Source organism: Sulfurimonas autotrophica DSM 16294, assembly GCF_000147355.1.
In the GTDB taxonomy this organism is placed as follows: Bacteria; Campylobacterota; Campylobacteria; order Campylobacterales; family Sulfurimonadaceae; genus Sulfurimonas; species Sulfurimonas autotrophica.
This window is the reverse complement of the sequence record NC_014506.1, coordinates 17,788-30,548: the sequence shown is the minus strand read 5'-3', so window position 1 is coordinate 30,548 and position 12,761 is coordinate 17,788. Positions and strand designations below refer to the sequence as shown.

Annotated in this window: 15 protein-coding genes; 3 read left to right on the top strand and 12 right to left on the bottom strand. The window is 32.1% G+C overall.

What is annotated here, in order from left to right:
* Nucleotides 1-22: 22 nt before the first annotated feature.
* From SAUT_RS00160 to SAUT_RS00150, 3 genes are read right to left on the bottom strand one after another with little or no spacing between them, the layout of a single operon-like run.
* Complete coding sequence (locus SAUT_RS00160; RefSeq protein WP_013325837.1) at nt 23-340, bottom strand: hypothetical protein; 318 nt, start codon at nt 338-340, stop codon at nt 23-25.
* A gap of 14 nt (nt 341-354) precedes the next feature.
* Entirely contained in the window at nt 355-1,497 is a 1,143-nt protein-coding gene (locus tag SAUT_RS00155; protein WP_013325836.1) for an SO_0444 family Cu/Zn efflux transporter, read from the bottom strand.
* A 7-nt stretch (nt 1,498-1,504) separates the two neighbouring features.
* On the bottom strand, nt 1,505-2,056 hold the full coding sequence (locus tag SAUT_RS00150) for a c-type cytochrome (RefSeq protein WP_013325835.1): 552 nt from the start codon (nt 2,054-2,056) through the stop codon (nt 1,505-1,507).
* A 69-nt stretch (nt 2,057-2,125) separates the two neighbouring features.
* On the opposite strand from SAUT_RS00150, the gene SAUT_RS00145 reads away from it, so the two are divergent.
* The 3 genes from SAUT_RS00145 (at nt 2,126) to SAUT_RS00135 (ending at nt 3,313) form a co-directional block, all read left to right on the top strand.
* Nucleotides 2,126-2,437, top strand: coding sequence for an ArsR/SmtB family transcription factor (locus SAUT_RS00145; RefSeq protein WP_013325834.1), 312 nt, complete (start codon nt 2,126-2,128; stop codon nt 2,435-2,437).
* A 2-nt stretch (nt 2,438-2,439) separates the two neighbouring features.
* Nucleotides 2,440-3,051: a Crp/Fnr family transcriptional regulator gene (locus SAUT_RS00140; RefSeq protein WP_013325833.1), complete on the top strand. Its 612-nt coding sequence runs from the start codon at nt 2,440-2,442 to the stop codon at nt 3,049-3,051.
* Nucleotides 3,052-3,121: 70 nt separating this feature from the next.
* Entirely contained in the window at nt 3,122-3,313 is a 192-nt protein-coding gene (locus tag SAUT_RS00135; protein WP_013325832.1) for a YgaP family membrane protein, read from the top strand.
* A gap of 47 nt (nt 3,314-3,360) precedes the next feature.
* Here SAUT_RS00135 and SAUT_RS00130 read toward each other — a convergent pair whose 3' ends face one another.
* From SAUT_RS00130 to SAUT_RS00090, 9 genes are all read right to left on the bottom strand, one after another.
* Nucleotides 3,361-3,978, bottom strand: a complete 618-nt coding sequence (locus SAUT_RS00130; RefSeq protein WP_013325831.1) for a prepilin-type N-terminal cleavage/methylation domain-containing protein — start codon at nt 3,976-3,978, stop codon at nt 3,361-3,363.
* A gap of 86 nt (nt 3,979-4,064) precedes the next feature.
* Complete coding sequence (locus SAUT_RS00125) at nt 4,065-5,273, bottom strand: type II secretion system F family protein (protein ID WP_013325830.1); 1,209 nt, start codon at nt 5,271-5,273, stop codon at nt 4,065-4,067.
* Nucleotides 5,273-6,928 (bottom strand): GspE/PulE family protein, encoded by a 1,656-nt coding sequence (locus SAUT_RS00120; RefSeq protein ID WP_013325829.1) that lies wholly within the window; start codon nt 6,926-6,928, stop codon nt 5,273-5,275. The genes SAUT_RS00125 and SAUT_RS00120 overlap by 1 nt, the downstream gene beginning before the upstream one ends.
* Before the next feature lie 50 nt (nt 6,929-6,978).
* Complete coding sequence (locus tag SAUT_RS00115; protein ID WP_013325828.1) at nt 6,979-7,863, bottom strand: type II secretion system protein; 885 nt, start codon at nt 7,861-7,863, stop codon at nt 6,979-6,981.
* 12 nt (nt 7,864-7,875) lie between these two features.
* On the bottom strand, nt 7,876-8,769 hold the full coding sequence (locus tag SAUT_RS00110) for a hypothetical protein (RefSeq protein ID WP_013325827.1): 894 nt from the start codon (nt 8,767-8,769) through the stop codon (nt 7,876-7,878).
* A complete protein-coding gene (locus SAUT_RS00105) occupies nt 8,766-10,274 on the bottom strand; it encodes a type II secretion system protein GspD (RefSeq protein WP_013325826.1) in 1,509 nt (502 codons plus the stop codon). Before SAUT_RS00105 ends, SAUT_RS00110 begins: the two co-directional genes overlap by 4 nt.
* Complete coding sequence (locus SAUT_RS00100) at nt 10,253-10,735, bottom strand: hypothetical protein (RefSeq protein ID WP_013325825.1); 483 nt, start codon at nt 10,733-10,735, stop codon at nt 10,253-10,255. The genes SAUT_RS00105 and SAUT_RS00100 overlap by 22 nt, the downstream gene beginning before the upstream one ends.
* Entirely contained in the window at nt 10,722-11,237 is a 516-nt protein-coding gene (locus SAUT_RS00095) for a hypothetical protein (protein ID WP_013325824.1), read from the bottom strand. The genes SAUT_RS00100 and SAUT_RS00095 overlap by 14 nt, the downstream gene beginning before the upstream one ends.
* Nucleotides 11,234-12,625, bottom strand: coding sequence for a type IV pilus biogenesis protein PilM (locus SAUT_RS00090; RefSeq protein ID WP_013325823.1), 1,392 nt, complete (start codon nt 12,623-12,625; stop codon nt 11,234-11,236). The genes SAUT_RS00095 and SAUT_RS00090 overlap by 4 nt, the downstream gene beginning before the upstream one ends.
* Nucleotides 12,626-12,761: the final 136 nt, after the last annotated feature.

Here is a 12,761-nt window from a genome sequence, read left to right as displayed (position 1 = left end):
CGTAAGTGTAAATTGAAATAAATTAGGAGTTGATAGGGGGTTTTAAAAAGTTTTTCGTGGAGTTGTATTCATATTTTTTGTTATTTGCATACGGTTTTGCAGCAAAATTTTCGCGTGAAAGTATTACATTTGTTTCAGGAAGAATAAAAGCAATATGAAAAAAGTGATGCATATGACAAATATCATCTTCTGCTATATCATTTTTAAGATTATCATTAATATCATGTACATACTCACTCACATGACACGAGTGTGTGTCATGTGCTTCTATTACATAAGCATGTACTATATTGAAGCTCATGGACAAAAGTAAAAAAAGTGTGAGCAGTCTGTTTTTCATAATTTTATTATACCCTAAGCTGTGCAGCAACTGCCGTCACTGCACTCTTTATCTTTAAAGAAATATGGTTTTACGACATAGTAAAGTACAAATCCCCAAAGTATAAATGTTGAAGCCCAGGCAATCAAACCTGCATGCTCATCCATATGTACCAGCTCTTTGACATTGACATCACGAAACAGATAATCAAGTCCGAGTCCAAAAACAATAGAACCGATAATGATAGTTCCCAAATAGATATAGAGTGTTCTTGTACCTAACATTTTTTTCACAACACCGATTGTGACGGTATTTGTCGCAGGTCCTGCGCTTAAAAAGACAAATGCAGCTCCAGGACTTACACCTGCAAGCATCAATCCTGCCGCAATCGGCAGGGATGCTGTTGCACATACATACATCGGTATGGCAATAGCAATCACTATAATATAAGAGAGCCAGTTATACTTGATGAGTATCTCGCTCAAGTTATCCGGAACGGCAACCGTTATTAAAGCACCGACAAGTAGACCGACGAGAAGCGGCGATGCTATATCTTTTAAAAGTGTTGTAAACGCATAAGAAAAAGCACTCTTAACCATACAGCTTTTTTTATCATTGCAATTCTCACCGCTGCAACAGCTGCCCTCACTGCAGGCTTCTTCATTTGAAGTTGTTGCAACAGCCGAAAAATTCATAACCGATGCATTATTTGTCGGTGCAGCCATACTAAATGCAGGTTTTTTCTGCACGGTTTCTTCTTTTTCTTCATGTGCATAAATATTAGAGAGAATTCCTGCAATAATAGAGATAATCATCGAAGTAATAACCCTGTAAATAGTAAAAACCCAGCCAAACATTCCATATGTTGCCAACATAGAGTCAATTCCCGTAATCGGCGTAGAAATTAAAAAAGAGAGGGTTGAACCATTGCTTGCTCCGCTCTTTTTAATACTTGTCGCCAAAGGAATAACCCCGCACGAACACACAGGCAGAGGAATACCAAATATCGTCGCCTTGATAACGGAAAGTATAGAATTTTTACCCAGATGATTTTTTACAATACTGTCAGGTACCAGCTCATGTAAAAACCCCGCAAATATAAGCCCGAATAAAATATAAGGTGCCATGGCATTGCTTAAATCAACCAAGGCAGAGAAAAAGAGTGTAATATATTCCATCATAAACCTAGTGTGTTTGAATTTTTACGGCACCGCATTTTCCTGCACCGCACTTCATATTTTTATTTTTCATTTCACACATTTTACCGCCCATTGAGCCACCCCAAGAGCCTTTAAAATTATCATACAACCATGAAGCAACAGCCGTTCTTTCTTCTTTGCTTAAGCTCTTACCAATCGGTGGCATCGTTCCAAAACGTTTATATGCCATCGGCATACAAAATCCTTTCTTTTGTGAAGGGTTTTGAATATAATCATCAACAAATGTAATGAACTCTTCACGAGATTTAAGCATCATCTTTAAACGTTTTGAGACCATTGGCATCGGCGGCGCTTTCATATCACTTTTTTGCATTTTTTGCATCATCTTTTGGCGCATTGCCATTTTCTCTTCTTTTGAAGCATTTTGCATTTTTTGACGCATTTCTTTCATCTGAGTTTCATCCATCATTCCTTTCATAGCATGACACGATGCACATTTTGCTTTATAAACTTCTTCACCGGAATTTGCCTGCAGTGATACAAAGCCTAAAATAAATACAAGTAGTAACTTTTTCATAATTGAATCCTTTTATGATATAATTCATATAACGTAATTGTTATATAATAAAACTTCAAAAGAGATTAGATGGAAAAATTAGTTACTTTGGCAAAAATACTCTCAGATAGTAACCGTCTGAGAATCGTAGCACTGATGCACAGAGAAAAAGAACTCTGTGTTTGCGAGATATGTGACACTTTAGAACTTTCACAGCCTTTAGTTTCACGCCATCTTAAACAGATGCGTGAAGCGAGTCTGGTTCAAACAAAACAAAGTGGTAAATGGATAATATACTCGCTACATGAAAATAAAACTTTAGAGTGTCTGTTAGAAACAATAAAAAAAGATATACAAAAACTGCCAAAAATAATAGCATGTGCAGCACAAGAGAAGGAATAATAATGAATTTAGAAAACTTTCCATTCTATAAAGAACTCGAACCGCAGGCAAAAAATTTCTTGCAAATGCATTTAAAACCTGTAAGCGTGCCAAAAGATTCCATACTCTTTTTTCAAGGGGATATTTGTGACGGCATACTCTTTTTGACATCCGGCGAAGTCCGCCTTTATATTCAATCTGATAATGCAGATGAAATAACCCTCTATCACCTTAATCCCGGTGAACAGTGCATTGTCAATACCGCTTCAACACTGAGCCAGACCGAAGCTATAGGCTCGGCTGTAACACTTTGTGACGTTGAAGGCTATATACTTGATATGCACAGTGTAAAAGAGCTAGCTCATAATTCTGATGTTTATCAAAGATATCTTTTTTCTATTTATACGCTCCGCATGGGGAATCTGATAAAACTCATAAATGACATCAAATTCAAGAACCTTGACCAGAGAATTATAGACTGGCTTCAAAATAAAAATGAAAAAGAGATCAAGACAACACATGAAGCTATTGCCAATGAACTCGGCAGCACACGTGAAGTGATATCAAAGATACTTAAAAGTCTGGAAAATGACGGCATGGTTAAACTTGGACGAGGCAGCATTACGCTTATGTAACACATGTTACAGACCTAATACATTCTTTTATCTTATAATATCCATACAAATAAAGAAAAAGGATTCAATTATGTGTATCAATGTAGGAAAAGCTGATAGAATTATCAGAGTAGTTTTAGGGTTAGGTTTAATCGCCTATGGTTTATTAGCACAAAATTATATAGTAGCAGGCATCGGTGTAATACCGCTTTTAACAGCGGTATTCGGGTTTTGTCCGTTTTATCCGTTGTTTAAATTAAACACGGGATGCAAAAAAGATTAAAAGTTTGGAATCAAATTCCCAAGCTAAAGCTTGGGAACGAGGAGAAATTATAATTCTAATGACACATTAACAGTTTTAGTAACAGAAGCATCCGGCCAAGTATTAGACGTGCCATCAGTACCTGTTGATGTATCTGCGTATCTTCTAAATGAACCTGCACTCGGATTTATCGCACCATCTGTCATTGTATCAAATGCAATTGCAACATCTGTTGGCATACCAGTAATATAGAGTCTGTTTTTATATGTTCCATCTGTATGACTGTATAACCAATATAAATAAGCTGTTGCAGTTGAAGTGGTATACTTACCTTTTATTTTATACGCTCCACCATTTGATGTAGCTATATTACTTACCGGTATGTCTAGCCCAATAGCTTTAAGTTTATTTTGCACACTCGTTGTAGTATCTAATCTAACATTATCACATTGTCCATTCGGATCTGTAGCGGTTCCGCCATTTATAATACCATCACCCAAAACGCCACCTGTTCTGTCTTGATATGTATTAAATGTAACCTGCCACTGATTAACCCAGGTATTGTATATTTTCTTTTGATCTGCACTGTTAATCAAATCCTTACCCTTCATCACTGCGCCTATAATTAAACCGATAATAATCAGTACAATTGACAACTCTATAAGAGTAAAACCACTTCTTTTCATTCTAAATCCTTCAATATTTAATTTCTTACTTTCATTATATCGTATAGTTTTTGAAATAATTTAATAATTTGTAAAATTTTCACAAATTATTTTATTTGTGATATCAGATCATACATAGGCCCCAATAATCCGGCAATAACAAGAGCCATAAAACCACCCACAAAAATTAACACAATAGGCTCTATCACTTTACCTATATTTTCAGCATAGTAATTCACTCTCTCATAGTAATGTTCAGCAATCAAATCCAGTTGTGAGTCCAAACTTCCTGAAGACTCTCCGACCCCTATCATTCTTACTGTAAATGGTGTGAAAATACCTGTTTTTGAAAAAGCAGAAGAAATTTGAGAACCTTTACTTACTTCCCCTGTCGAGACACTTAATGCCTGTTTAAATACTTCATTCTTCAAATTATCTGTTAATGATTGTAATGCATTAAATATTGGTACACCAGATACAAGTGCTAGACGAAGATATTCAGAAATAAAGGCAATATTAAAACCGGATATAATTTCTTTTACAACCGGTATTTTTAAAATCATTTTATCTGTAAAAAGTCTTACTTTTTGATATTTTTTATGTAATATTTTAAATCCTACTATAAAAATTACAATCGAAGCAATCATATACATCCAATATGCTGATAAAAAATTTGATACTGCAATAATACCAAGTGTTAATGCGGGTAGTTTTATATCCATACTTTTAAAAAGATCCAACATTTGAGGAAGTACATATATCATCCATACAAGCATAGCACCTAATACTGCTACAAATGCAAATGTCGGATAAATAAGAGCCCCTTTTGCCTTTTTCTTTAAAGTAATGGTTCTTTTTAAAAACTCAGCTGCTCTTTTGAGAGTTACTTCTAATTGACCCGTCTCTTCACCTATTTTAATAAGATTTAAAATTATTGTACCTATTACATTTTTATATGCTTCAAAAGCAGTTGAGAGCGACTGTCCATTGTTAATAGCATTTGCAATATAAAGCATCATATCTCTAAAACGTTTATTATCACTCTCTTTTGCCAACTCTTGCAAACCTTCATACAGTGGCAATCCTGATTTTATAACAAGATGCAAACTCTCCATAAGTTCCACCACTTCATCTGGTGACACTTTGCCCTGTCCCTTTGGGATTATTTTGGATATAAAAGCGGGAAGTACTTTGATATCAACAGGTATAGCCTGGTCTTGCTGAAGCTTTTTTAAAAGTGTAGTATAGCTTTGTGACTCTATAAAATCAAAACCTGTTTTTCCATCTTTTGTAATAAATTTTACAAAAAAATACATCAATCAATAACCCTATCAATCTCTGAAAAAGAAGTTATCCCCTGTAAAACTTTGATATAGCCGTCTTCTTTCATGGTGTGCATTCCCTTATGTTTTGCAACTTTAAGTAGTTCTAATGTACTTGCTTCTTCTGTTATGAGAGACTCTATCTCTTTATCTACATCTAATATTTCAACAACTACTTCACGTCCGTTATAACCAGTATATTTACACTGTTGACAGCCTACAGCTTCATAAACTTTATAATCGGAATACTCATTTATAATTGTTTCAGGAACACCCATTTCTATAAGCTCTTTCTTATTTATATCAAGCTCTTTTTTACAGTAATGGCAAAGTTTTCTTACTAATCTTTGTGCAATCACTCCTAATAAACCAGATCCAATAAGATATGGCGGAATCTTTAAATCAATCAATCTTGGTATCGTACCAATAGCATCATTTGTATGTAAAGTTGAAAGAACCAAGTGCCCTGTAATTGAAGCTCTTACAGCCAACTCTGCAGTTTGCGGATCACGTATTTCACCAACAAGCATTACATCTGGATCTTGTCGCATAAAAGCACGAATAGCCGCATCGAAAGTATAGCCTGCCTTTTCATGAAGCTGCGTCTGTTTTATAAAAGTAAATTTATACTCTATCGGATCTTCAATGGTCATTACATTCTTTTCCAAAGAGTTCACTTTTCGAAGTGCCGAATAGAGCGTTGTTGTTTTCCCGCTTCCCGTCGGTCCTACAATAAGAACAATACCATAAGGTTTTGAAAAATAATTCTCAACTTTTTTACTGTTTTGTGCTGTTAACCCCAAATGAGCCAGACTAAAAAGAGATGTCCCTTTTCCCAAAAGTCTCATAACAATATTTTCGCCATAATTTGTCGGCAGTGTCGACACCCTTAAATCAAAATCTTCATTTAAAAAAGTGTAGCTGAAAGAACCATCTTGCGGTTTTCTCTGCTCTGAAATATCTAGATTACATGTAATCTTTATACGTGCTACAATTTGTGAATGTAATTTTTTCGGCAGTGAAAAATAATGTCTCAAAACACCGTCTATACGGTAAAATACATGTATAGCGGAATTTTCCGGTGTTATATGAATATCTGTAACTCTGTCTTTAATTGCATTATTTAAAATCAAGTCAACCAAATGAGGTACATCTATTTCCTTGTTATTCAAAGTTTGTTTAACTAGTTCTGCTATTTCAGCTTCAATCGGATTAGTCATTTGATAATAGTAAATTTCGCTATATCTTGCAATCGAAGCTTGATTTGCTACAACTAATTTAACCTGTTTTGATGATACTTTTTTTAAATAATCAAGTGTCATAATATCATTAACATCTTGCATAGCAACTACTAAAGTATTGTTTTCTACAGCAATTGGCAAAATATTTTTATTTTTAGCAATTTCATGTGGTACCAGTTTTAGAGCTTCTGCAGTTGGAACTATTGTTGAGAGATCTACATACTCAAGTCCGTTTTGCATAGCAATAGCTTCTGCAATTTCATTGGAAGTTACAAAATCCAAATCCTGAAGAATCTCTCCAAAAAACATTGGGTTTGATTTTTGAACATTCAGAGCAACCTGAATCTGTTTTTCATTAATAAAACCAGCATCTTCTAAAAGTTTTCCTATTGGTTTATTTTGTGCCATTTGTGTCCTTTATTTATAATAGATATTTAAGATAGTTCATAGACACGACATTAACCGCCAAAACCGCCAAAACCGCCAAAACCACCGCCACCAGAACCGCCACCTGTGCCAGATGCTTGGTTAACTGTTATAGCGAACTTCTTTCTCACAGTTTTCCCATCTGCACTTACACTACAATCTACCGTCACAGTTCCAGCTGTAGCACCCCCTGAATTCGTTATAGAAAAATTATTATAGGAAAAATTATTAGTAGGTGAAAATGTACAGTTATCTGCAGTTGGTGCTGAATAGTTTCCATCTATGACTATCTTAGCCTGATAAGAAGCAGAATTGAGTGTATCTGTATCTGGAAGTGATGAGTTCACAATACGAAGCAAATTATTTGAGCATTTTGCCTCTTGCTGTAATTGGGAAAGTGTCACCCAATCTACAATATCATCATAATAATCAATAATATTTACAGGGGATGTATTATCATCAACTTTTGTAGAATAATCATAAGTTTTAACGCTAAAAGTTCCATCTCCATTATCTTTAATTGCTGTCTGCATATTGTGGTTTGATGATTCGGATGCGATAACAAAAGCAACATTATCAATAGTTCTTGCCGCTGTTACAACTTTTAAGTTTGTAGTGTTGAAACTGCATACATCGATATTTTCTAAATTTGTATCATCTGCATAAAAAAGCTGATGTTGATTGTTTTTTATAGGAGAAAGATTTTGATTAAAAAAAGTCACAGAGGGAAGTGTATTGCTATTTTGAACAGTATTACCTATTACAGCTTCTTTTGCAACCTGCACATCATCTTGAGCCCTTGAAGTTTGTGCTCTGTCTCGCATAATTTTAAGAACTTTAAAAGATCCTCCGACTAGCAAACCTATAATAACCAATACTATTGATAATTCAACAAGTGTAAATGCTGATTTTTTCATTACAAATCTCCTCTATCTATATAACCTGGATTTTAAAGCTTTATGAAGTCCATTGGTTTCATCTGTCCTGTTATAGACATTTTTATAAAGATTTATGGCTTGCATCTTTTGACCAATTATATCTAAATATCTTGCATAGGCATACATATTATAAATATCATTTCTATTTTTTCCATACGCCATTTTATAAAATTCACCGGCTTTTTTCCCATTAGCATTTTGTTCAAAATAATAGCCTGCTAAAAGTGCAAGATGTCCGCTTCTGTCAAGCATAATATAATCAATCAAATCTGTATAAAAAGTTTTTTGGGATGTTTGTACTGCTCCATTAGCGTAGGCATAAATCAATCCAGATGCGTATTTTGATTTATCTATAATATCTTTAGCCTGCCCCCAAGCACCATTCTTTCCATATAAATAACATAAATTATTTTTTATCTTATCACTTTTAGCACCTGCTGAGAGTAACATTTCATAATACATCATAGCTTTGGACTCATTTGCATTCTTATACGCTTTATTTGCTTTAGCAATCATTTTGGAGATGACATATTTTGATAATTTCGGACTTTGATGCTTCGTCTTGTTTGGCATATACCATCTTGTTGTAGTGATTATGTATGCTCTTTTATAGCCGGCTTTCTTTACTTTTTGTAATTTTGATCGTATCTCATCATATTTTGATGCCTGAGAATAACAAGCTACAATTTGATTTTTTACTCTATGTAAATGAATTTCATCCCTTAAATTTAAAGGCGTTTTGTTAATAATCTCTTCTTCTGAATGAGTATTCTTAGTAGAAAAAAGCTGTATACTATAAACTCTTTTTTTTTGTCCAAATGAAATACCATCTGATGCAAAAGCAACTGAAACTAAAAATACAACTCCTAGTATAAGTCGAATCACTCAATTACCTTTAATCTCAATAAAATCACCAACTCTTTTTTCTCTTTTGTATTGTTTACTTGAGTGAATAAAGAACCGACTAGCGGTAAATTAGATAAAAATGGAACTTCTTGCTTATTTTTTTTAATACTTGTACTCATCAAACCGCCAATTAAAACCAAGTCATTGTTTTTTGCATATATAATTGTACCTGCCTCTTTTATGTTAATAATTGGTGCAGTTGCGACAGAAACTCCTTGATCATCGTGATATACCTTTTCACTTTCTATACTGGATGAAATCGGTGTCACATTTAACATAATCCTTCCGTTTTCCATTACGGTGGGTGTTACTCCCATAGTAACACCATCAAGAACATCACGACGATTATAGGTTACGAGTATATTGTTGGTTGATGTACCCTGTGATGTATCAACCTGTTTTTCCCAATATGGAACCAATTTCCCCGATGATATAATCGCGGACTGTCCATTGAGGACTTTTATTCGCGGGTTTGAAATTGTATCTATATTTCCGTTTTGATCTATTGCATTTATAAGCGCGTTAAAATTATTTGCACTATAGTTAACAGTTCCGGCGACAGCACCTGTTAAACCAAGACTTTGTTGTATATTTAATGTATCGCCCGGTGAAAAAACACTTTTACCGACAACATCCCAATTTATCCCCAGTTGATGAGATTTATTTAATGTTACTTCTAATATTTTTGCCTCAATTAATACTTGTTTATTAAATTGTTTTTTTACATCTTTTATGAGATTAGATATAGCATCAATATTTTGCTTTTTATCATAAACACTGAGTACTCCACTAAATTTATTGAGTGTGTATTTTCCATTTTTACTTATTAGCAACTTAATATTATCATCCAAATGTTTATAAAAATTATTTGCATCTTTTGGTGTATCATATTTCAATGAATATTTTCCCGAAATCCCTTGTGTAGAAGAACCACCGGAAGAACCGCCTGAAGAACCGCCTGATGTTGCAGAACTTAAAGTATCTCCACCTAATTTTGTTGAAAATGAAGAATTTGAATGCACATATGATATATTGAATCTTTTTCTCATATACTCTTTTACATGTAAGATATTGCCTTCTAATTTGTAATAGCATCCGCTCATCTGCATAATAATACTTAAGACATCTTCGAGGTTTGCATCTTTAACAGAGAGTGTCACAGGAATATTATTTTCAACATCCCTGTCTATTATAAGATTCAACCCTGCTATTTTTGATACAGAATAAAGAACTTTATATAAATTTGCATTTTCTGCACTAAAAGTAATGTTTTGTCCATCAAATACAGACACCTCTTCATATACAGGAGGTAAAATCATAGCAGGAGCAAGATTTTGTTTCTCATCATTATATTGCTGAAAACTTTTTATAACTTTTGTTGCAGATTTTATACTCTCTTTTTTCTTTGCCGCTGGAGTTACTGATGTAGTTGCACATCCGCTTATTAACAATAATATTAAGCCTAGTGAAATAAATGAACCCATTTTAAACCTTTGTTTGTTTTAAGTAATACACTGTCAAATTTGATTTGTATAATCTTCGCTTTGTTAATAATAGAACCCTTATGAACAAATTGTGAGTTTATTATAGCCATATCATACTTAGGAAAAACAGCCTCTAAATTCCAAAGTTGTTTATGCTCACTTATATTGGCTTTTTTTTCACTTTGCGTAAGTTGTTTTTGATAAAGCACATTGCTAGTTATCCATTTAAGTGAATTTTTTCTCTCTTTAACGTTTTTAACAACATCATTATATGTGTGCATCTCTTGATCAATTCTCAAATATTCATCTACATTTTTATGAAAATCCTTATTGCTTATACTTTTAAACGTTGGAAACTTTGAGTGCATGAAAGTTAATATTTCATCTTGAAAAAATAATAAAATAATTCCTAATAAAAATGGAGTTAAAAGTTGAATTATTTGCTTATTACTGAGGTACATCTTCTAAACTCCTTTTTTTTATTTTTTTATTTTTTGACGGATATGGTTGTACTACTATCAATTCGCCATTTAATATTGTTTTTTCTATATTAAAACTCTTTATAAATAAATAGCCATTTTTATACTCTTGTTTCATAAATTTAAATAAATTATTATAGTTATCTCTTGATATTGAATACTTTATATTTAAAAAATGTGCCATTTCATCTTTATATATAAATTTTTCAACTTGAAAACTATACTCTTTTGCATGAGTATCAAAAAAATGAATCAAGTTTATATCTGCATTTTCAGTACTTTTTGGTATTTTTATAAGATTATGTTTTACATTTTCATTCAGCCAGTTGTCAATCTTTTTTATCTCTTTTAATTTTCTGGTATCACTTACATATTTCTTATTTATCTTTTGTATTTTAATATCTTGTTGCTCATACCATGTATTTAAAAAATATAAAAATATTGCCAAAACTACATTTATGACAATGAAACTAATTTTTATCATGGTCTTCTTGCCCTTGTGCTGTTTAGTTTATTTTTCTTACTAAGTGTGCTAAGCTGTACCTTGTATATAAGTTTTTTATAATCAATTATAACATTTTTGTTAATTTTCATACTGCTGTTTATATCATTTAATCTCTTATTAAATTCTTTTTCAAATTTATATAAATTTATCAGTTCTGTAAAGCTTTTTTCAAAATCTACTTTAAAGTAGATAAGTCCATTTTCATCTTTATATTCAAACTTAGACGGTTTACTTAGTTTAATAAGAGGTTTCAAGATTGCCAGTGTATTGACAGGAGTATTTTTAAGATATTTGTCCACCATAGATATATGATTTACATACTTTTCAAGTTCTTCTTGAGAAAGCATTTTTGTTTGTGAAAGTACTTTTGAGTATTTAGCTTCCAAAACTTTATTTTGATTTGATAAATTACTATATTTTTCATATTCATTGAAGGTAAAATAAAACATACAAAACACTAATATTAATGATGCTGCAAGGCCAAGTGCTGATGCAATATTAAATTGTCGTATTCCTAAAATCAACTTAGGTAAAAATTGATTCGATTTAGACACTAATGCAGTTCCCAAAGAAAGTATATATTCCTGAGACTCTTCAGCATTAATATTTTTAATAAAAGTATTTGGATACAAAACAGATATATTTAAATTATTAAACATTACAATGTGCTGTGGAATTATATCATCAAGTGCAATTGAACCAGATAATGCCAAAGTTTTAAACTCTATATCTCTAAACTGATTATTTATATAAGAGATAGTTTGTGTTATATGTTCCGTTATATCCATCTGCATCGTTTCCATACTGGATGGCTCCACAACAATAGTACGAGAAAAGATCAACTCTTGTTGCTCTACAGCTAAGACTATTATTGTTGTTGCAGTTGTATATACACAAATATAATGATCTTCATCTATACATCGGTTTGCCAAACTTAAAAGTGCAAATTTACTAGTAGTTGATGATTTTATTTTACTAAAATCATCAATAAAATCCAAAGTATTTAAATAAGCTTTTTCATCCAAAACTTCTATATTGTAGCTAATATTTTCTTCATCATTTTGTTTTGGAAGTTTATGAAAATTAAACAAAACATCTATATCGGGATTAGACTCTTTTATTTTATATAAAAGATAATTTTTGATATTTCTACTCTTAGCAATTGCTACAGGTACTTGTATATTTTGAGAAAATTCAAATTTTTGTAAAGTACTTATATAAAGATTCTTTTTTTCTTTAATAAAAGATGCCAGTTCAGATACTTCTATCTCTTCATTATCTAAGATACTAAGATTATTATTATTTTTTTCTAAATATAAAATAAACGCATATCCATTCACTACAGATATAGAATAAAACTTAGACATAAATCTCCATATAATTTTTAAGTATTTGATTATACTAAAATTATTGTAATAAATCTAACTATTTTAAATAAAACAATTTTCCAAAACAAAAAATTTCAAAATATAGCATTCTGACTAAAAATTATGGTATAATTTC